Source organism: Nocardiopsis flavescens, from assembly GCF_900141985.1.
In the GTDB taxonomy this organism is placed as follows: Bacteria; Actinomycetota; Actinomycetes; order Streptosporangiales; family Streptosporangiaceae; genus Nocardiopsis; species Nocardiopsis flavescens.
In genome coordinates this window covers 375,516-394,500 of record NZ_FQZK01000002.1, presented here as the reverse complement: position 1 = coordinate 394,500, position 18,985 = coordinate 375,516, and the positions used below count along the sequence as shown (strand labels likewise).

16 protein-coding genes and 1 tRNA gene are annotated in these 18,985 nt (G+C 73.7%); 8 read left to right on the top strand and 9 right to left on the bottom strand.

Going from position 1 to position 18,985, the window contains the following annotated elements; genetic code table 11:
- Window positions 1-141 precede the first annotated feature (141 nt).
- The 3 genes from BUE45_RS06040 to BUE45_RS06030 all read right to left on the bottom strand — a co-directional run bounded on the left by BUE45_RS06040 (window position 142) and on the right by BUE45_RS06030 (window position 3,931).
- Window positions 142-1,020: a hypothetical protein gene (locus BUE45_RS06040; RefSeq protein WP_073376161.1), complete on the bottom strand. Its 879-nt coding sequence runs from the start codon at window positions 1,018-1,020 to the stop codon at window positions 142-144.
- A 699-nt stretch (window positions 1,021-1,719) separates the two neighbouring features.
- The gene (gene kynU, locus BUE45_RS06035) at window positions 1,720-2,958 is read right to left on the bottom strand and encodes a kynureninase (RefSeq protein ID WP_073376159.1); all 1,239 of its coding nucleotides are present in this window, start codon (window positions 2,956-2,958) and stop codon (window positions 1,720-1,722) included.
- 64 nt (window positions 2,959-3,022) lie between these two features.
- On the bottom strand, window positions 3,023-3,931 hold the full coding sequence (locus BUE45_RS06030) for a tryptophan 2,3-dioxygenase (RefSeq protein ID WP_073376157.1): 909 nt from the start codon (window positions 3,929-3,931) through the stop codon (window positions 3,023-3,025).
- A 204-nt stretch (window positions 3,932-4,135) separates the two neighbouring features.
- On the opposite strand from BUE45_RS06030, the gene BUE45_RS06025 reads away from it, so the two are divergent.
- Together BUE45_RS06025 and BUE45_RS06020 are read left to right on the top strand one after the other, a co-directional pair.
- The gene (locus tag BUE45_RS06025) at window positions 4,136-4,603 is read left to right on the top strand and encodes an Lrp/AsnC family transcriptional regulator (protein ID WP_073376155.1); all 468 of its coding nucleotides are present in this window, start codon (window positions 4,136-4,138) and stop codon (window positions 4,601-4,603) included.
- Window positions 4,600-4,905, top strand: coding sequence for a DUF4031 domain-containing protein (locus BUE45_RS06020; RefSeq protein WP_073376153.1), 306 nt, complete (start codon window positions 4,600-4,602; stop codon window positions 4,903-4,905). Before BUE45_RS06025 ends, BUE45_RS06020 begins: the two co-directional genes overlap by 4 nt.
- A gap of 151 nt (window positions 4,906-5,056) precedes the next feature.
- On the opposite strand, the gene BUE45_RS06015 is transcribed toward BUE45_RS06020, so the two are convergent.
- From BUE45_RS06015 to BUE45_RS06005, 3 genes are all read right to left on the bottom strand, one after another.
- Window positions 5,057-5,713: an HD domain-containing protein gene (locus tag BUE45_RS06015; RefSeq protein ID WP_073376151.1), complete on the bottom strand. Its 657-nt coding sequence runs from the start codon at window positions 5,711-5,713 to the stop codon at window positions 5,057-5,059.
- Between the two features lie 98 nt (window positions 5,714-5,811).
- On the bottom strand, window positions 5,812-6,468 hold the full coding sequence (locus tag BUE45_RS06010; RefSeq protein ID WP_073376148.1) for a response regulator transcription factor: 657 nt from the start codon (window positions 6,466-6,468) through the stop codon (window positions 5,812-5,814).
- 44 nt (window positions 6,469-6,512) lie between these two features.
- Entirely contained in the window at window positions 6,513-8,147 is a 1,635-nt protein-coding gene (locus BUE45_RS06005; RefSeq protein ID WP_073376146.1) for a sensor histidine kinase, read from the bottom strand.
- Between the two features lie 187 nt (window positions 8,148-8,334).
- On the opposite strand from BUE45_RS06005, the gene BUE45_RS06000 reads away from it, so the two are divergent.
- Entirely contained in the window at window positions 8,335-9,624 is a 1,290-nt protein-coding gene (locus BUE45_RS06000) for an MFS transporter (protein WP_073376144.1), read from the top strand.
- A gap of 65 nt (window positions 9,625-9,689) precedes the next feature.
- Entirely contained in the window at window positions 9,690-10,142 is a 453-nt protein-coding gene (locus BUE45_RS05995; protein WP_073376463.1) for a VOC family protein, read from the top strand.
- 16 nt (window positions 10,143-10,158) lie between these two features.
- Here BUE45_RS05995 and BUE45_RS05990 read toward each other — a convergent pair whose 3' ends face one another.
- A complete protein-coding gene (locus tag BUE45_RS05990) occupies window positions 10,159-10,932 on the bottom strand; it encodes a DeoR/GlpR family DNA-binding transcription regulator (RefSeq protein ID WP_073376141.1) in 774 nt (257 codons plus the stop codon).
- 240 nt (window positions 10,933-11,172) lie between these two features.
- Here BUE45_RS05990 and BUE45_RS05985 point away from each other — a divergent pair, with 240 nt between their 5' ends.
- Window positions 11,173-11,892 carry a glycerophosphodiester phosphodiesterase gene (locus tag BUE45_RS05985; protein ID WP_073376139.1) on the top strand — a complete coding sequence of 240 codons (720 nt, stop codon included), beginning with the start codon at window positions 11,173-11,175 and terminating at the stop codon, window positions 11,890-11,892.
- A gap of 247 nt (window positions 11,893-12,139) precedes the next feature.
- Complete coding sequence (locus BUE45_RS05980) at window positions 12,140-12,760, top strand: TetR/AcrR family transcriptional regulator (protein WP_073376137.1); 621 nt, start codon at window positions 12,140-12,142, stop codon at window positions 12,758-12,760.
- Here the strand turns inward: BUE45_RS05980 and BUE45_RS05975 are convergent.
- Both BUE45_RS05975 and BUE45_RS05970 read right to left on the bottom strand, forming a co-directional pair.
- Window positions 12,729-14,708, bottom strand: a complete 1,980-nt coding sequence (locus BUE45_RS05975) for a GDSL-type esterase/lipase family protein (RefSeq protein WP_073376133.1) — start codon at window positions 14,706-14,708, stop codon at window positions 12,729-12,731. The genes BUE45_RS05980 and BUE45_RS05975 overlap by 32 nt on opposite strands.
- A 327-nt stretch (window positions 14,709-15,035) precedes the next feature.
- Window positions 15,036-15,109: transfer RNA gene (locus tag BUE45_RS05970), tRNA-Ile, on the bottom strand.
- Window positions 15,110-15,371: 262 nt separating this feature from the next.
- Here BUE45_RS05970 and BUE45_RS05965 point away from each other — a divergent pair.
- Together BUE45_RS05965 and BUE45_RS05960 are read left to right on the top strand one after the other, a co-directional pair.
- Window positions 15,372-16,361, top strand: a complete 990-nt coding sequence (locus BUE45_RS05965) for a malate dehydrogenase (RefSeq protein WP_073376131.1) — start codon at window positions 15,372-15,374, stop codon at window positions 16,359-16,361.
- Window positions 16,362-16,466: 105 nt separating this feature from the next.
- Window positions 16,467-18,980 (top strand): DEAD/DEAH box helicase, encoded by a 2,514-nt coding sequence (locus BUE45_RS05960; protein ID WP_178378467.1) that lies wholly within the window; start codon window positions 16,467-16,469, stop codon window positions 18,978-18,980.
- Window positions 18,981-18,985 lie beyond the last annotated feature (5 nt).

Here is an 18,985-nt window from a genome sequence, read left to right as displayed (position 1 = left end):
ACCGAAGGGCCGTGGTCTCGAAGACCACGGCCCTTCGCGGACCCGGCGGGTCGCCTGCCCCGGGGAGTCCCTGTCCGTGGGACACCTGGCTTCTCGGGCTCCCCGTGATCACGGGGACCCTGCCGGGCCCGGGACGGGAGCCTAGTCCCGTCGGCCGCGCAGGCGGTCGATCAGGGAGCCCAGGCTGTGGCTGCCGCCGCTGCGGGCGGTCAGGCCGCGGCCCTCGCCCTCGGCGCCGGCGTGGGCGCCCGCGGGGCGGCGGGTCCAGGCGAAGAACAGGGCGATGAGGACGGCCGGCACGATGGCCAGGGCCAGCAGGCCGGTCCCGCCCAGGACGCCGTCGCCGGCACCGGTGAGCTGGACGCCGGAGAGGTCGTTGGCGGCCGTCTCGGCGGTCACCCCGGAGTCGTCGGAGCCGTCGGAGTCGTCAGCGGCGGCGGCCTGCTCCTCGGCCTCCTTCTTCTCCGCCTCCTCCTTCTTCTGCTCCTCGGCCTTCTGGTCGGCCTTCTCCTGCTCCTTCTTCTCCTCTTCCTTCTTCTTCTCCTCGTCGTCCTTCTTCTGGGAGACCTCCTCGGGGACCGGCTCGACAGCGCCCTCGCACTTGTTGTCCGGCTGCTGGAAGGGGTGCGGGGCACCCTCGGTGCCGTTGCCGTCGCCCCACTCGGTGATGAAGTACTCGACGTCGTAGAGGTGGCCGTTGCCGCCGCTCACGGTGAGGCTGGAGTCGTTCCAGGACTCGCCGGTCAGTTCGGCGAAGGTCTGGCCGTCCATGTCCAGCAGGACGTCGCAGTCGTTGGAGGGAACGCCGGGGCCTCGGTCGCCGATGAAGAATTCGGCCTTCTTGCCCTCGTAAACGACGTAGCCCTCGGTACCCAGCGGCCAGCTCGGGCTGGAGAAAAGGCCCTTCTGCATGGGCTCGCCGCTTGCGGGCGCACCCGTGTCACCGTTGATGCCGGAACCATCGTCCCAGAAGTAAGTCGCGGTGACCTTGCCGTACTGGATGGGAGTGTCGTTGCTCATGAAGTATCTGCCAGGTAGACAACGGGGGCCGAGAAGACCTCGGGCACGTCGCAGCAGCTCACAGGGTGTGCTCGGGCACACCCCGAAAGGGCGTTGTGTCAGGGTTCTCCCGCCGTGGAAATCAGCGGGCGGGAATCGGAAAGCGCCGATGGACTTCGGCGGTCCTCGGGGCCGGCTCATGGATGCGGGCGGCCCGGATTCCCGGAAAGGGTCTCGATTCCCCTGCGGCTCACAGGCCGGTCAAGGGCTCGGCATCACTTCGCAGAAGACTCATAACGAAGCGATCACGAGGACACTAACCCACGTTTAAGCAAAGTGCGCAAGGAAGTCGGGTAAAATGACGTTGCGTGTTCGGGCAAGCACGATATGGGGCGGCGTTCGAATACCCGCCGCACGCCCGCGACCCCTGTCACACCAGGGGTTGCGGCCCTGCCCGGGGCCCGCTGGCCGGCCCTCGCGGTGGCCCGCGTCACGGATTCGCCCGGCGGCCCGCGCAGGCGGGCGGACCCCCGGTGGGAACGGGTGTGCGCACCCGCGGGCCACGGCCCGCGGAGCCCCCGCGGCCCGGCCCGGCGCACCGGCCCGTGTGGTCAAGGCCGCACCATCGCCCCCCTCCGGCACGGTCACCGCGGCGGCACCCTCCCCCCGGGAAACGCAAAGGTCCCCGGGGGGCCGCGCCCCCGGGGACCGCCTCCGGCCTCAGGTCACCTGGTCCCGGCGGGCAAAGCGCTCGTCACGCCACTCCCCCGTGCGCACCACCTCGTGCAGGGCCTCGGTCGCGTCCCACACGTCCGTGTGGCGCAGGTACAGCGGGGTGAACCCGAACCGCATCACGTCGGGGGCGCGGAAGTCGCCGATCACCCCGCGCGCGATGAGCGCCCGGACGATCGCGTACCCGGCGCCCTCCTCCGGCTCGATCAGGGCGACCTGGCTGCCGCGGCGGGCGTGCTCGGCCGGGGTCACCGAGGTGATCCCCACCTCGGCCGCGCGGGCCAGGAACAGGTCCGTCATGGCCAGGCTCTTGGCCCGCACCAGCGCCAGGTCGGCCTTGGCCCACACGTCCAGGCTCGCCTCCAGCGCGGCGTCGGCGACCAGGGGCTGGGAGCCGCTGAGGAAGCGCGAGATCCCGGGTGCGGGCTCGTACTCACCGGTGAAGTCGAAGGGGCGGGCGTGCCCGTGCCAGCCGCTGAGGGGCTGGGAGGCGGAGGCGTGGTGGCGGCGGGCCGCGTACAGGAACGCGGGGGCGCCCGGACCGGCGTTGAGGTACTTGTAGGTGCAGCCGACCGCGAAGTCGGCCCCGGAGGCGGACAGCTCCACCGGCACCGCTCCGACGCTGTGGCACAGGTCCCAGACCACCAGGGTCCCGTGCTCGTGGGCCAGCCGGGTGATGCCGGGCATGTCCCGCAGGGTGCCGGTGCGGTAGTCCACGTGGCTGAGCAGCAGCACCGCCGCGTCGCCCGCGGCCAGCTCGCGCTCCAGCCCCGGGCCGTCGGGGTCCACCCGGCGCTGGACGGCCCCCGCCAGGGAGGCCGCGCCCTCGGCGACGTAGAGGTCGGTGGGGAAGTTGCCCGCCTCGCCCAGGACGACCGAGCGGTCCGACAGGCCCAGCGCGGCGACGATGCACTTGAACAGGTTGGCGGAGGTGCCGTCCCCGACCACCACCTCGTCGGGACCGGCGCCCACCAGCGGGGCGACCTTGGCGCCCAGGGTGCGGGGCTTGTCCCACCACCCGGCGTCGTTCCAGCTGCGGATGAGGTCCTGGCCCCACTCCCGCTCGATCATGTCGGCGACCCGGCCCGGGGTGCTGCGGGGCAGCGCGCCCAGGGAGTTGCCGTCCAGGTAGACCACCCCCGCGGGGAGCACGAACTCGTCGCGCAGCGGGGCCAGGGGGTCGGCCGCGTCGAGCGCGGCGCACTCCTGCCGGGTGGTGGGCGTCATCGGTGTCCTGCTTCCTGGGGTCCGGCCCGCGGCGGGCCGGGGCGGCGGGTGCGGTCGGTTCGGGTCAGAGGGCGCTGCGCAGCGACCACAGCTCGGGGAAGACGTCCTTCTCGACGTTGCGGGCGAGCCAGGTGAGGCCGTTGGAGCCGCCGCTGCCGGGCTTGCCGCCCATGGCGCGCTTGACCGCCATGAGGTGCAGGTGGCGCCAGCGCGTCACCCGCTCGGCGACGTCCATCAGGGCCTCGGCGAGCAGGTACAGGTCGTTGCCGGGGCGGTCGTCGGCGTAGACCAGGCCCCAGGCCGCCTCGACGCCCGGGTCGGGCGTGTACTCCAGGGTCCAGTCGCGGTCCACGGCCGCGCCGGGCAGCGGCAGGCCGCGCCGGTGCAGCAGGCGCAGCGCGGCGTCGTACAGGCTCGGCCGCTCCAGGAGCGCGCGCAGGTCGTCGGCGACCCCGGCCATGCCCTTGTGCGGGCGGATCATGGGGGCGGACTTGTTCCCGAGCACGAATTCGAGTTTGCGGTAGCCGAAGGACTGGAAGCCCGACGCCTCGCCGAAGGAGTCGCGGAAGCGGTTGAACTCGGTGGGGCCCATGTCCCCGAGGAGCTTCCAGGAGTCGTTGAGGACGTCCTGGGCGGCGGCGGCGCGGCGCAGCCAGGCCAGGGCTCCGGGGACGTCGTCGTCCTCCAGGGCGTCGCGGGCGATCTCCCAGCGCTCCTGGATGAGGACGAACAGCAGCTCCATGACCTGGGTGCCGATGATGAACGCCGTCTCGGCGGGCTCCCCGGTGCGCGGGTTCTGCAGGCGCAGCAGCGTGTCGATCCCGGCGTAGTCGACGTAGGGGGTGTTGCGGTCGAAGGCCAGGGTGGGCTGTCCCGCGTTGTCCCGGGCCCGCCGGGCCCGGTCCCGCTCGTCGGTGGCCCCGACGTCGGCGGGGGTGTACGGGCACTGCTGTGCGGACGTCGTGGTGAGCATCGGGACAACCCCTCGTGTACTGCGCGGAACGAGCCGGCGGCGTGTGTGCGGTGCCGTCGGCGAAGCCCCCGTCACGGCACCGTGTACGTCAGCACACATGATCGAGCAGATCACGGGGAAAAGGAATGGACGGTGCATCCCCAAGTAAGACATCGACCTGGTATCCATAACATGTCAGGCAAATCTACTTTGGGATTGCAAAGTATGACTTCACAAGCGGCGACCGCGCTGGACGGCGTCGACCAGCGGATACTCTCCGAGCTCCAGCGGGACGGACGGCTGTCCTTCAACGAGCTGTCCCGGCGGGTCAACCTGTCGGCGCCCGCGGTGGCCGAACGGGTGCGGCGGCTCACCGACCGCGGGGTGATCACGGGCTACCATGCGCACGTGGACCCGGCCGCGGCCGGCCTGCCGGTGACCGCCCTGGTGCGCATGCAGTGCTTCGGGGCGCACTGCCTGCTGCGCGAGCCCGGCTCGCTGGAGCTCCCCGAGATCCTCCAGGCGCACCGGGTCACCGGCGACGACTGCTGCGTCCTGCTCATCGCGGTCCGCTCCATGGAGCACTTCGAGGAGGTCATCGACAGCCTCGCCGCGCACGGCCGCCCCTCCAGCACGATGATCCTGTCCAGCCCGGTGCCCTGGCGCCCGGTCACCTCCCCGAGGACCCCATGAGCGTGCTCATCGACACCCCCGTCTGGCCCGGCCCCCGCGGATGGCTGTTCGCGCACCTGGTCAGCGACAGCTCCTACGCGGAGCTGCACGACTTCGCCCGGGAGCTGGGCGTGCCCGGCCGCGCCTTCGACCGCGACCACTACGACATCCCCGAGCACCTGCACGCGCGGGCCCTGGCGCTGGGCGCCGAGCACGTGAGCGGCCGGGAGCTGGTGACCCGGCTGCGGGCCTCCGGCCTGCGCCGTCCCAAGTTCGGCCCCGCCGCCCCGGCCCCGTCCGGGGAGGGCTCCGCCGTGCCGTAGGGACCGGCGGCGAGGAGGGGCCGCCGCCCCCGCGCGCCCGGTCACCGCGCACCGGGACACCGTCCGCCCGGGAGCCGGGACGGGCCGTCGAGCGGTCGGGGCGTCGGGCGGGCGGTCGGGCGGCGCACCGGAGCACGTCGGGACGGTATGCCTAGGGGAGGTCGGCCGGGGCGCCGGCGGCCAGCCGGTCCAGCTCGGCGAGCATGTTGGACCGGGCCCGGGGCTCCCAGTGGACGCGGCCGAACTCGGTGCGGAACAGGCCCGGGGCGCGCAGCAGGGCGTTCAGCACCCGGGAGCGGCCCGCCCGGAAGTCCGCGTCGGACACCCGGCGGTACTCGGCGCGCACCGCCGCCGTGTAGGCCAGGTACTCGTCCGGGGAACCCGCCAGGACGGACAGGTCGGCGTCGGAGAGCACCTGCCCGTCGGGGTCGTCCGGACCGGGGGCGTGCTCCTTGGTCACCAGGACCAGGCGGGCCACCTCCTCGGTCCGCTCCGGGGCCATGCCCGTCATGGGGAGGAGCTCGCGGGCCAGCACGGCGCTGCGGTCCTCGTCGAGCCCGGGCTCGGTCTCGTACACGGCGTCGTGGAACCAGACCGCGTAGCGGACCAGGTCGGGCGAGGCCGCCTCGTGGGCCAGCACGTCCACCGCCCGCAGCGTCGCCCACAGGTGGGTGAGGGTGTGGTACCGCCGGTGGGGCTCGCTCCAGCGCAGGAGCAGCTCGCGCCCCACGGCCCGCGCCTCGGGGGAGTCCCCGGCCAGCCGCCGCCACGAGGCGTCGAGCAGGACGCCTTCCTCCTCTTCGAGCATCCCGTGCCCTCCCCGCCGTCCGCCGGCGCGCCCCGCGGGCGCCCGCTCCCGTTCCCCTACCCGCGCGCCGGGGATTCGAGTCCCCCGGCCCCGCCCGCTCAGCCGTCCGAGGCCAGGCCCGCCTCGTAGGCGAGGATGGCCGCCTGCACCCGGTTGCGCAGGCCCAGGCGGTTGAGGATGGTGCTGACGTAGCTCTTGACGGTGCCCTCCACCAGGAACAGGCGGTCGGCGATGTCGGCGTTGGACAGGCCCGTGCCGACCAGCGCCAGCACCTCCCGCTCCCGCTGGGTCAGCTGCTCGACCCGGGTCCTGGCCGCGGCCTCGCGGGCCGGGCGCCCGCCCCCGAAGCGGTCGATCACCCGCCGGGCCACCTGCGGGGACAGGTACGCCCCGCCCTCGGCGACCGCGTGCACGCCGGTGATCAGCTCGCGCGGGTCGCCCGCCTTGAGCAGGAACCCCGCGGCCCCCTCTCCCAGGGCCCGGGAGATGTAGGCGTCCTCGCCGAAGGTGGTGAGGACGACCACCGCCGTGGCCGGGACCAGCCGCCGCATCTCCGCGGCGGCGGCGAGGCCGTCCATGCGGGGCATGCGGATGTCGACCAGGGCGACGTCGGGCCGGTGGGAGAGCGCCAGGTCCACCGCCTCCCGGCCGTCGGCGGCCTCGGCCACCACCTCGATGCCCGGGTCGCTCTGCACGATGGCCCGTACCCCGGCGCGGATCATCGCCTCGTCGTCGGCGATCAGCACCCTGATCACGTGCGTGGTCTCCTCGTGGTTCGTCGTGGGACGCGGGGGCGCGCTCACCGTATCGGTGCCTCGCCCTTGCCGGAGAGCCGGCCGTCGGAGAAGCAGAGCTGGTAGAACGTCGCCTCCGCGTCGAACAGGTCGGCGCTGCTCCGGTAGTAGCTGCACACCGCCCCCTCGGGGACCGCGCCCTCGGCCAGCTCCCTGGCGTCGAACGGCACCGAGAGCGGCGGGAGGACCTCCTCGACCTCGCTCTGGGGTGTGCCCGGCCGCAGCCGCTCGAACTCCTCCGGTTCCAGGGTGGTGCTGCGTATGCCGGTGGAGGCCGCCAGGAGCAGCAGGGCGGCCAGCCCCGCCAGCGCCGCCACCGGGACCGCGACCAGGGCCACCGACCAGCCCCGGATCCTGCGCCGGGCGGCCCGCTGGAGCCGGTCGATGGCGGTGTCCTCGTCCTCGTCGGCGGCCTCGCCCGGCGGGGCGGACCCGCCCGCCAGCGGCAGGACGGCGCACACCTCCCAGGCCCCGTCCCCGGTGGGGCCCGCCGCGAACGCCCCGCCCGCCAGGCGGACCCGCTCGCGCAGGCCGATGAGGCCGCGCCCGCCGCCGACGCCGTGCGGCACGCCCTCGGCGCCCTCCGGGACGGGGTTGACCGCGCGCACCTCCAGGCGCTCCCCGTCGCCGGCGATCGAGACCGCGACCTCGGTGCCCGGGGCGTAGCGGGTGGCGTTGGTCAGCGACTCCTGGACGACCCGGTGCACCGCCCGGCCGACCATGGGCGGCAGGGCCGCGGTGTCGACGTCGTGGACCAGCGCGATCCGCATGCCGGAGTCGCGGGCGCGCTCGACGAGGTCGGCCACGCCCTCCCCCGCGGGGGTGACGGGGTCGGGCCCGGCGTCGGTGCGCAGCACCCCGATGACCTCGCGCAGGTGCTCGGTCGCGGTGACCGCGGTGGCGCGCAGGTCGGCGGCGGCCTCGCGGTGCGGGCCGCCCAGGCCGGGGTCGACCTCCAGGGCGCCGGCGCGCAGCGCGATGAGGCTGAGTTCGTGGCCCAGGGAGTCGTGCATGTCCTGGGCGATCCGCGAGCGCTCCCGGCTGCGGGCGTGCTCGGCCACCAGGCGGTGCTCGCGGCGCAGCTGGCGGGCGTGCTCCCAGCCCGCCGCGGTCAGCGCGGCGTGCTGGCGGCGGTAGGCGCCCACGAGCCAGGCCGGGCCGGCGTTGAGCAGCAGGGTGAGGGCCGCCATGGCCGACTCGGCCGGCGGGGCCGGGCCCGCGAGCAGCGACACCGTCCCGAACAGCAGGACCACGGCGGCCAGGACCAGGACGGGGCGGGCGTCGGGCGAGCGGCGGCCGGCGAGGTAGGCGACGCACAGCAGGAGCAGCCCGCCGGGGAGGAACCAGAGCGAGGCCAGCGACGCCACGACCACGGCCGCCGGGGGGTGGCGGCGGGCGAGCACGGCCGCCGCGGCGGCCAGCGCCACCCCGAGCCCGCCGCGCAGGAGGGCCTGCCCGGCGTCGTACTGCCCGGTCAGGGCGGAGTACAGCGGTGCCGAGAGCAGCAGCAGCGCCCCGAACACGCCCAGGGCCGTGTCCGCGAGCACGGCCGCCCGGGTGGGCGGTCCGGGCAGCGGCCGCAGCGCGCGCACCAGGGCGCGGCGGGCGCGGGTTCCCCGGGCGACGACGGGTTCTTCCATGCGGCCGACGCTACCGACCGGGGCGCGGGGGCCGGTACCCACGAAAGTCAGAGCACCGGCGCCGAGGCCGCCTATCATGGGATGAATTGCGGTCCCCTTCCGTGGTCTCCCCTCGTCGCGTCGTGCCGGAACCCGGAAAGCGCCCAGGACGAGCGCGCGGGACGGGAACCACGAAAGGGGCGGACGCATGTCGCCGCTGGAGACGCTGCGCCGAATGCACGACCTGGCCGGATGGCCGCTGCTCGCGGCGACCTTCATGGCCCGCCTGCCGGTCTCGATGTCCCTCATCGGCCTGCTCACCCTGGTCACCGGGACGACCGGCAGCGTGGCCGCGGCCGGGGCGGTGAGCGGCGCCTTCGCCCTGGGGGAGGCCGTCGGCGGGCCCGTCATCGCCCGCTACGCCGACCGCCACGGCCAGCGCCTGCCGGTGCTGGTGATGTCGCTGGTCGACGGCGTCCTGATCGCCCTGCTCGTGGCGGCCGTCCTGGCCGGGTACGACCTGCCCGTCCTGGCCGGGCTGGCCGCGCTGGCGGGCCTGTGCCTGCCCCAGATCGCGCCCATGGCGCGCACCCGCTGGGTGGTGCTCATCCGGGCCCGAGGAGACCGGGGTGCCGAGCGGGAGCGCTCGCTGGCCGCGGCCATGTCGGTGGAGGGGGTGCTCGACGAGGCCGCCTTCGTGCTGGGTCCGGCCCTGGTGGGCGTCCTCACGGTGCTGGTCTCCCCCACCGCCAGCGTGCTGGGCGCCGCCGTGCTGGTGTGCGTGTTCGGGACGGTGTTCGCGCTGCACCCCACGGCCCCGTCCGGGTCCGCGCCGGTACCCGGCCGCGGCGGCCGGATCGCCGTGCCCGCCCTGCTGGTGTTGACGGTGCCCATGTTCTGCCAGGGCCTGTTCTTCGGCGGGATGTCCACCGGGGTCACCGCGTTCGCCGCCGGGTCGGGGTACGGCGACCTGTCGGGGCTGATGTACGCGGTGATGGGGGCCAGCAGCGCCGTCGCCGGGCTGCTGATGGCCTCCCTGCCGGCCGGGTTCGCGCTCACCGCCCGGGCCCGGGCCGCCGCCGCGGGGCTGTTCCTGCTCTCCCTGCCGCTGTACCTGCCGCACGGCGCCCTCACCCTGGCCCTGGCGGTGTTCGCGCTGGGCGCGGCCATCGGGCCGCACCTGGTCACCCTGTTCGCACTGGTGGAGCGGGCCGCGCCGGCCAGCCGCCTGTCGCAGTCGATGGCGGTCGTGCTGAGCAGCCTCATCCTGGGCCAGGCGCTGGGGTCGGCGGCGGCCGGCTCCCTGGCCGACGCCCACGGCCACCAGGGGGCGTTCGCCCTGGCCACGCTGGGCGGGCTGGTGTCCCTGGCGGTGACGGTGCTGGCCATGCGGACCCGCTGGTACGACCGCGCCCCCGGTGCCGGGGAGGACTCCCCCGGGGGTCCCGCCGGGGACGGCCCGGTGCCCGGAGGTGATGCCGGGAACATCCGGCGCTAAACACGCGTTAAAACCCGGTCCGCGGAAGTCTCCCACCCTTAGGCTCGTACACCGTGCTCGGACTCATGACCATCCTCGACACCCGCCGTTCGAAAGAGGGCGACGTGCCCCAGCTCACCGGCCTGGCCCGCATCACCCTCTCGGTGCGCGACCGCGACGAGAGCGTGGACTTCTACCGCGACGTGCTCGGATTCAAGGTCCGCCGCCGCCGCGACCACGAAGGAACGCTGCGGACCGAGTGCCTGCACCCCGCCTCGGGCCTGCTGCTGGCGCTGATCCAGCACCGGGACAACTTCAAGAACCGCTTCGACCGCAGGCACTGCGGCCTGGACCGGCTCACCCTCGGCGTCGCCAACCTCGGCGAGCTGGAGGCGTGGGAGGAGCGGTTCGCCGACCGGGACGTGGACCACCTGCCGATCGTGCACGGCGAGGACGGCTCCACCCTGCTCTTCTACGACCCCGACGGCACCGAGCTGGCGCTGTTCACCCCGGCCGACCCGGAGGAGGACGAGGGCTGACCGGCGCGGGCCGGGGTCAGCGCTCGCACTCCACCAGCTTCAGGCGCAGGTCGCGCTCGGCCAGCTCGTCCACCGCCGAGCGCGGCAGCCGGTCGTCGGTGATGATGAGGTCGAACTCCTCCAGGCTCGCCACCCGGAAGGTGCCGAACTTCCCGTACTTGGTGCTGTCCACCGTGAGCACGCTCTTGGAGGCGATGCGCAGCAGCTGCTGCTTGGCGATCACCTTGGCCTCCGACGGGGTCGTCGAGCCGCGCTCGGCGTCCCAGGAGCTGCTGGCGATGAACGCCAGGTCCACGTTGACCTGCTTGAGGAACTCGGCGGTGAACCGGCCCACCGAGGAGTGGTCGGAGTGCGACACCACGCCGCCGGTGTGGATGAGTTCGATGCCCGGGTACTCCATCAGGTGCCCGACGACGTTGAAGTCGCTGGTGATGACGGTGAGCCCGACCTTGTCGGTGAGCATCGGGACCATCTGGAGCGTGGTCGTGCCCGCGTCGAGGTAGATGGTGAAGTTCTCGCGCACCAGGTCGGCCGCGGCCCGCGCGATGGACCGCTTGGCGGGCACCTCCAGCTGGGCCTTGGCCAGGTAGGACGGCTCGCTCTTGAGCCGCGCCGCGAGGCGCACCCCTCCGGTGACCGACAGGACCTTGCCGTCGTTCTCCAGTGCCTGGATGTCGCGGCGCACGGTCATGTGGGACACGGACAGCATCGACGTGAGCTCGTTGATACTCAGCACGTGGCGCTCCTGGAGGAGCTTGAGGATGTGCTCTCGCCGCTGGTCCGGAATCATCGTTCGCCTCACAGTAGGGGGCCTGGCCGCTGCGCCGTGCGGTCACGACGCCGTGTAACAAAGTTTCCCAGTTCGCGGCACCCGGGACGGTTATCCCACGACGTGAGTCCGCTCGCAATCACGTGGGAACACCCCGGATACGCCGCCGTTCGCGCCGCGGTACCGCGCCCGCCGGGGCCGGTTCCGGCGTTTTTCCTGTTTGCCCCACGTGCGCCGGTGGTCTTTGCCACCCTTGACGGCATGACGTTGTCCATCGCACTACGCGGAGACACCGCACGTTTCCCCGGGAACACGCTCCCGGCCCTGCGCTCAGCCTGGCGCGCCGGGGCCGACCTGGTCAAGATCGACGTCCACCTGACCTCGGACGGGTACCCCGTCCTGGTCGACGAACGCACCGTGGCGACCCCGGGGTCCCCACCGCGGCCGGTGGCCGACCTGACCCTCGCCGAACTCGCCGGAGCCCGCGACGACGTGGAGCGGCGCATCCCGACCCTGATGGAGGTCGTCGCGGAGTTCCGCGACGAGGAGGGCCCGCCCCTGCTGGTCGACTCCGCCTCCCCGGAGGCCGCGCTGGCCGCCGACGCCCTGCTGCGCGACCGGCCCTGCGCCCGCGTCCTGCACACCGGATCCACCGAGACCCTGGCCGCCCTGCGCGCCCAGAGCCCCGAGGCCCGCCTCATGATCGCCTGGGACCAGCCGACCCCGCCCGCGGAGTCGGCCCTGCGCGGCCTGCGGCCGGCGTTCCTGGGAACGCACCACACGCTGATCACGCGGGATTCGATCGGAGAAATGCACCGTTTCGGATATTCGATCGCCGCGTGGACCGTCAACGATTTCACGGAGATGGCGCGTCTGATCGGAATGGGCGTCGACGCCATCGCCACCGAGCGGGTGGACGACCTCGTCCCCCTCACCACCGGCCGCGCCCAGGGGGGAGTGCAGGCGACGGGGCAGGTCTGAGCCGCCGCCGCGGCCACGTGCGCACCGTGGCGCCCCTGGGGAGGAGGCGCCACGGACGGCATTTCACACGACATCGTGCGCACAGTGCGCAGGTGTCCCGAAAACCCGCCATCAGCCGCCGAGTTCCGCGGTTCCACCCGTTTCTCCGCGTGATCGCGGATATCCTCGAAAACGATTCACGCAAGGAACCCTCACGCGCTCCGCCGCCCTCCCGACGGTGCGCCCCCGAGCGATGAGACACCGAGACATGACGGCCGACCTCTCCCCGCACGCGCTCCGCGCCACGGCCCCCGTGCTGGACTGTGCCGCCCGGCTGTTCGCCGAGCACGGCTCCCGCGCCCTGCCCGTGTCCGACCTCACCCGCCGCATCGCGGCGCAGACCGGAACCGACGCCGCCTCCCTGCGGCGCGCCTTCCCCACCCGCTTCGACCTGGTCTACGCGGTCGTGCTGCGCTCGACCCGGGAGCGGGTGGAGCGCCAGCTGGCCGCCGACGACCCGGGCGCGTGCCCCGTCGACCGGATGTCCGGCCTGGTCGTGCGACACGTGGAGACGGGGTGGCGGCACCGGGAGGCCGCCGCGCTGGCGCACGAGATCCTGCCGGAGCTGCGCGCCGTCCACCCGCTCCGGCACCGGGAGATCGGCGCGCTGGCCCGCACCTACCGCGAGCACATCCGCGGGATCATCGTCGACGGCGTGCTGGCGGACGCCTTCCACGTCGAAGAGCCCGGCAGGGCCGCGGACGAGGTGCTGGACACCCTCGACTCCCTGCTGCACTGGTACCGGCCCGAGGGCGGGCTGAGCCTGGACGACCTGGGGTCCGTCTACGTGGACCTGGTCATCCACCACCACCTGGGGTGTCCCCGCTGACACCGCCCTCGGCGGCGCCGCCGGCGCGGGGGCGCCCCATCAGGGCGTCCAGGTCCACCGACTCCGCCAGCGCGCGCAGGCCCGCGTCGCCCGGGTGGATGTGGTCGCCGGAGTCGTAGGCCGGCAGCAGCCGGGCCGGGTGCTGCGGGTCGCGCAGCACCGCGTCGAAGTCCCACACGGCGTCGAACGGGGAGGAGGGATCCCCGGCCCGCGAGCGCAGGTGGGCGTTGACCGTCTGGCGGGCGGCCTCCACCTCCGCGGTGCAGCGCACCTCGCCCGCGCACGGGCCCAGGGTGGCGGCGAACACCCGCATCCCCCGCTCCCCCGCCTGCTCGGCCAGGTCCTCCAGGCCCGCGACCACCTGCTCGGGCGGGGTGCCCCAGCGCAGGTCGTTGATCCCGGCGAACAGGACGAGGGCGCTCGCCCCGTGCTGGCCGAACACGTCGCGGGGCGCGCGGTGGAGCAGGGAGACCCCGGAGGCGTTCACCGACACCCCCTCCCCCGGGTAGGCGTCGCTGACCACGTGGTTGCCCGCGACGCCGAGGTTGAGGACGCCCGGGTGCGGGAGGTCGGCGCGGGCGTGCAGGCGGGCGCTGAGCACGTCGGGCCAGCGCGCGTGCCCGTCCCGGGTGGAGCGGGCGCCGTCGGTGATGGAGTCGCCGAACGCCACGATGGCGCCGGGCGCGTCCATGACCTCCACCCCGGTGAGGAACGGCCACTGGTAGAGGCGGCCGGTGAACGGCGCCCCGGTGGTGTCCAGGGTCAGGTCCCCGCCGCCGGGTTCCCCGAGGAAGCCGGTGTCCCCGGCCGCGTAGTGCAGCGGCGCCGCGTACACCGGGTCCGGCAGGTACAGGCTGACCAGGGCGTCGGTCTGCGGCGGCAGCAGCAGGTCGACGGGGTCGCTGTACACCTGGCCGCCGGCGGGGATGGAGACGTCGGACCGGCCGCCGAAGGTGAGCGGGACGGCCGAGCCGCGGGTGGCGGCGCCCGTCCCGCGCAGGGCCACGGAGGCGGCGCCGACGGTGACGGGCCCGGCCGCGAAGGTGTTGTCCAGGCGGATGCGCACCCGGTGGCCGCCCGCGGTGGAGCGCACCGGCAGGCGCAGCGTCTGGTCCTGCCAGGGGCCGACCTCCATGTAGGCGGACGTGGCGCGGGCCCAGGTCCCGGTCCACCCGTGGTCGGCCGGGCGGGTCCCCAGGGAGAAGAGGTGCAGGCTCCCCGCGCCGGCGTCGGGGAGCACGACGTGCGAGACCTCCCGGCCGGGGTCGGCGGGCACCGAGCGCGCGTACAGGCGCACCGACCCCGTGGCGCTGCCGGGCCCCCTGCGGTCGGCGGTGTTGGCGTAGGGCAGGACCAGGGCGGCGTCGCCCGCCGGGCCGCCGGCCCAGTCCGGGACGGTGAGGGTGAAGGGCTGCGTGCCGCCGTCGGTGTAGACGATCCGGCCGGTGCCCGCGACCGGCGCACCGGCCGCGCCGGTGGCCGTGACCAGGAACGTCAGCGACTCGTGGCGGCCGTGCAGGCGCACCTCCTGGCCGTCGGCGACGAGGTGGTCGGGGCGCCCGGGGGCGTAGTCGGGCACCTCCAGGGCGGTGCCCAGCAGGGTGACCTCGCGTCCCGGCGTCCAGCCGGCGGCGGCCAGCGCCTGGGCGGAGAGGCTGTTGCCCGCGCCGTCCAGGTCGACCTCGGCCGTCGAGGTGTCCCGGGAGATGCCGGTGCCGTCGAGGAGGCTGTCGAAGGGGCGCCCGGGGGGCGCGGCGGGCTCCTGGGGCACCGGCTCGGTGGGGCGTGCGTCCACGTCGCGGGAGGTGGTGGCGTGCAGGACGGTCACGAGGGCGACCCCCACCAGGACCGCGGAGACGGCACGCGCCCACCACCGCCCCCGGGGGTCGGGGTCGCGCCGCCGGGTCCCCGGGCGCGCCCTGCGCCGCCCCCGCCTCTCCTCCACCACACGCCTCTCCCGGTACGTCGGACACACACGTACTTACGATCCGTCCGACGGCGCCGGGTTCATGGTGGTTGTGAGACGTGGGACACCGAGGGGGGATGACCGGGGTCGGCTCCGGACCGGAGGCCGAGTCTAGACGAGGCCGGGCCTGCGGCAGGGCCGATCCCGGCCGGTCGCCGCCCGGGTCCGCGGGCCCGGGGAACTTCACCGTGTATTCAACGTGGCCACCCGGACCGGGCCGTAGGGGTCCGTGGTCGACCGTGGAGACAGCGAAAGCGCCTCCTGCCTGTTGGCCCAGGTGGGAGGCGCTTCTTGTGTTCTCAGGGAGGGTAGGCCGGGCAGGACTCGAACCCGCGACCCAGGGATTATGAGTCCCCTGCTCTAACCAGCTGAGCTACCGGCCCGCCGTCGTCGACGCACGTCATCCTAACAGGGTGAGTCCGGCGTTTCCGAGTCGTGGATGCGCTGCCGCGCAAGGGATGCCGGGGCCGCCGCGGCGGCGGCCCCGGGTGTTGGGCGCACCTGGGTCACGGGCGGCGACGGGGGGCGCACTAGTGTGTTGTGGTGCGGCGCGCGCCCGGACGACCCCGGAGCCAGGCACCGGCGCCGCCACTTACCCGTTGGTAACATCGCGGGGCGCACATCGTCGTCAGGAGAGTTCACGCCATGTCCAAAGCACCCGTCAACGTCACCGTCACCGGCGCCGCCGGCCAGATCGGCTACGCGCTGCTGTTCCGGATCGCCTCCGGCCAGCTGCTCGGCGCCGACACCCCGGTGAAGCTGCGCCTGCTGGAGATCCCCCAGGCCGTCAAGGCGGCCGAGGGCACCGCGATGGAGCTGGACGACTGCGCCTTCCCGCTGCTCCAGGGCATCGACATCTTCGACGACGCGGGCCAGGCCTTCGCGGGCGCCAACGTCGCCCTGCTCGTGGGCGCGCGCCCCCGCGGCCCGGGCATGGAGCGCGGCGACCTCCTGGAGGCCAACGGCGGGATCTTCAAGCCGCAGGGCGAGGCCATCAACGCCGGCGCCGCCGACGACATCCGCGTCCTGGTGGTGGGCAACCCCGCCAACACCAACGCCCTCATCGCCCAGAGCCACGCCCCGGACGTCCCGGCCGAGCGCTTCACCGCGATGACCCGCCTGGACCACAACCGCGCGCTCACCCAGCTCGCCAAGAAGCTCGGCGTGTCGATCAACGACATCAAGAAGCTCACGATCTGGGGCAACCACTCCGCGACCCAGTACCCGGACCTGTTCCGCGCCGAGGTGAACGGGGCCAACGCCGCCGCGGCCGTCGACGACCAGAAGTGGCTGGAGGACACCTTCATCCCGACCGTCGCCAAGCGCGGCGCCGCGATCATCGACGCCCGGGGCGCCTCCTCGGCGGCCTCCGCCGCCAACGCCGCCGTCGACCACGTCCACGACTGGGTCAACGGCACCCCCGAGGGCGACTGGACCTCCGCCGCCATCCCCTCCGACGGCTCCTACGGCGTGCCCGAGGGCCTCATCTCCTCCTTCCCCGTGGTGTCCCGCGGCGGCCGGTGGGAGATCGTGCAGGGCCTGGAGATCGACGAGTTCTCCCGCGGCCGCATCGACGCCTCCGTACAGGAGCTCGTCGAGGAGCGCGACACCGTGCGCAAGCTCGGCCTGGTCTGACACCGCTTCCGACCCCGCGACGGCGGGCGCGCCCGGCGGGCGCGCCCGCCGTCGCCGTGTCCTGCGGCGTCGTCCGGGAGCGGGCAGTGGACGGGACCGGGCAGTATAGAGACCGTGAGTCTCATTGATGCGCTTCCGGCCGAACCCGAACCCGATGCCCTCTACGAGGCGTTCGCCGCCTGGACCCAGGAGCGGGGCCTCACCCTCTACCCGCACCAGGAGGAGGCGCTCATCGAGGTCGTCTCCGGCTCGAACGTCATCCTCAACACCCCGACCGGCTCCGGCAAGAGCCTGGTCGCCACCGGCGCGCTCTTCGCCGCGCTGGCCCGGGACGAGTGCGCGTTCTACACCGCGCCCATCAAGGCCCTGGTGTCGGAGAAGTTCTTCGACCTGTGCAAGGTCTTCGGCACCGAGAACGTCGGCATGATGACCGGCGACGCCAGTGTCAACGCCGACGCCCCCATCGTGTGCTGCACCGCCGAGGTGCTCGCCCAGATCGCCCTGGCCGAGGGGGCCCGGGCCGACATCAACACGGTCGTCATGGACGAGTTCCACTTCTACGCCGAGCCCGACCGCGGCTGGGCCTGGCAGGTGCCGCTGCTGGAGATGCCGCAGGCGCAGTTCCTGCTCATGTCGGCGACCCTGGGCGACGTCAGCCGCTTCGAGGAGGACCTGGAGAAGCGCACCGGGCGCTCCACCGCCGTGGTCGCGTCCGCGGAGCGCCCCGTCCCCCTCTACTACGACTACCGGGTCACCCCGCTGCACGAGACCCTGGAGGAGCTGCTCCAGGGCGGCGACGCGCCCGTCTACATCGTCCACTTCACGCAGGCGCAGGCGATCGAGCGGGCCCAGTCGCTCACCAGCATCAACATGTGCACCAAGCAGGAGAAGGCGGCGATCGCGGACGAGATCGGCGACTTCCGCTTCACCACCCGGTTCGGCCGCAACCTGTCCCGGTACGTGCGCCACGGCATCGGCGTGCACCACGCCGGGATGCTGCCCAAGTACCGCCGGCTGGTCGAGCGGCTGGCCCAGCGCGGGCTGCTCAAGGTCATCTGCGGCACCGACACCCTGGGCGTGGGCGTCAACGTGCCCATCCGCACCGTGATGTTCACGGCGCTGAGCAAGTACGACGGCGTGCGGGTGCGCCGGCTGCGCGCCCGGGAGTTCCACCAGATCGCCGGGCGCGCGGGCCGGGCCGGGTTCGACACCGTCGGCAACGTGGTGGCGCTGGCCCCCGAGCACGTCATCGAGAACGAGAAGGCGCTGGCCAAGGTCGGCGAGGACCCCAAGAAGCGGCGCAAGGTGGTGCGCAAGAAGGCTCCCGAGGGCTTCGTGTCGTGGGACAAGGCCACGTTCGAGAAGCTCATCGACGCCGAGCCCGAGCCGCTGACCTCGCGGTTCCGGGTGAGCAACGCGATGCTGCTGAGCGTCATCGCCCGCCCCGGCAACTGCTTCGCCGCGATGAAGCACCTGCTCACGGAGAACCACGACGACCGCAGGACCCAGCGCAGGCACATCCGCGAGGCGATCGCCATCTACCGGTCGCTGCTGGACGGCGGCATCGTGGAGACGCTGCCCGAGCCGGACGAGCAGGGCCGCACCGCCCGGCTCACCGTGGACCTGCAGGCCGACTTCGCGCTCAACCAGCCGCTCTCCACGTTCGCGCTGGCGGCGCTGGACCTGCTGGACCGCGAGTCGCCGTCCTACGCCCTGGACGTGCTGAGCGTGGTGGAGTCCACCCTGGACGACCCCCGGCAGATCCTGGGCGCCCAGCTCAACAAGGCGCGCGGCGAGGCCGTGCAGCGGATGAAGGAGGACGGCGTCGAGTACGAGGAGCGCATGGAGCTCCTGGAGGACGTCGACCACCCCAAGCCGCTGGAGGACCTGCTCTCCCACGCCTACGACGCCTACCGGCGCGGGCACCCGTGGGTGGGAGACCACCCGCTGCGGCCCAAGAGCGTGGCCCGCGACATGTACGAGCGGGCGATGACCTTCGTGGAGTACGTGGGGCACTACGAGCTGGCGCGCTCGGAGGGCCTGGTGCTGCGGTACCTGGCGGGCGCCTACAAGGCGCTGGACCAGACGGTCCCCGACGACGCCAAGACCGAGGAGCTGCACGACATCATCGCGTGGATGGGGGAGCTGGTCCGGCAGGTGGACTCCAGCCTCCTGGACGAGTGGGAGCAGCTGACCAACCCGCGGGAGGACGGGCCGCAGGAGCAGGCGCCCGAGGAGCGGGTCCGCCCGGTCACCGCCAACCCGCGCGCCTTCCGGGTCCTGGTCCGCAACGAGCTGTTCCGCCGGGTGGAGCTGGCCGCCCGCCACCGCTACCGGGACCTGGGCGCCCTGGAGGACGCGGGCGAGTGGGACGCCGAGGCCTGGGAGGAGGCGCTGGAGGAGTACGGCGCCGACCACGACTCCATCGGCACCGGCCCGGACGCGCGCGGCCCCAAGATGCTCCTCATCGAGGAGGAGGACGGCCTGTGGCGGGTGCGGCAGATCCTCGCCGACCCGGCCGGGGACCACGACTGGGGCATCTCCGCCGAGGTGGACCTGGCGGCCTCGGACGCCGAGGGGCGCGCCGTCGTCCGCGTGGTGGACGTGAACCGGTTCTGACGCCG

Excerpts from the sequence above, each read along its gene's own strand:
- BUE45_RS06000 (WP_073376144.1), top strand. The coding sequence starts at position 8,335 with ATGTCGCCGCTGGAGACGCTGCGCCGAATGCACGACCTGGCCGGATGG.
- BUE45_RS06040 (WP_073376161.1), bottom strand. The coding sequence starts at position 1,020 with ATGAGCAACGACACTCCCATCCAGTACGGCAAGGTCACCGCGACTTAC.
- BUE45_RS06005 (WP_073376146.1), bottom strand. The coding sequence starts at position 8,147 with ATGGAAGAACCCGTCGTCGCCCGGGGAACCCGCGCCCGCCGCGCCCTG.
- BUE45_RS06015 (WP_073376151.1), bottom strand. The coding sequence starts at position 5,713 with ATGCTCGAAGAGGAGGAAGGCGTCCTGCTCGACGCCTCGTGGCGGCGG.
- BUE45_RS05990 (WP_073376141.1), bottom strand. The coding sequence starts at position 10,932 with ATGATTCCGGACCAGCGGCGAGAGCACATCCTCAAGCTCCTCCAGGAG.
- BUE45_RS05965 (WP_073376131.1), top strand. The coding sequence starts at position 15,372 with ATGTCCAAAGCACCCGTCAACGTCACCGTCACCGGCGCCGCCGGCCAG.
- BUE45_RS06030 (WP_073376157.1), bottom strand. The coding sequence starts at position 3,931 with ATGCTCACCACGACGTCCGCACAGCAGTGCCCGTACACCCCCGCCGAC.
- BUE45_RS05985 (WP_073376139.1), top strand. The coding sequence starts at position 11,173 with ATGACGTTGTCCATCGCACTACGCGGAGACACCGCACGTTTCCCCGGG.
- kynU (WP_073376159.1), bottom strand. The coding sequence starts at position 2,958 with ATGACGCCCACCACCCGGCAGGAGTGCGCCGCGCTCGACGCGGCCGAC.
- BUE45_RS05995 (WP_073376463.1), top strand. The coding sequence starts at position 9,690 with ATGACCATCCTCGACACCCGCCGTTCGAAAGAGGGCGACGTGCCCCAG.
- BUE45_RS06020 (WP_073376153.1), top strand. The coding sequence starts at position 4,600 with ATGAGCGTGCTCATCGACACCCCCGTCTGGCCCGGCCCCCGCGGATGG.
- BUE45_RS05980 (WP_073376137.1), top strand. The coding sequence starts at position 12,140 with ATGACGGCCGACCTCTCCCCGCACGCGCTCCGCGCCACGGCCCCCGTG.
- BUE45_RS06025 (WP_073376155.1), top strand. The coding sequence starts at position 4,136 with ATGACTTCACAAGCGGCGACCGCGCTGGACGGCGTCGACCAGCGGATA.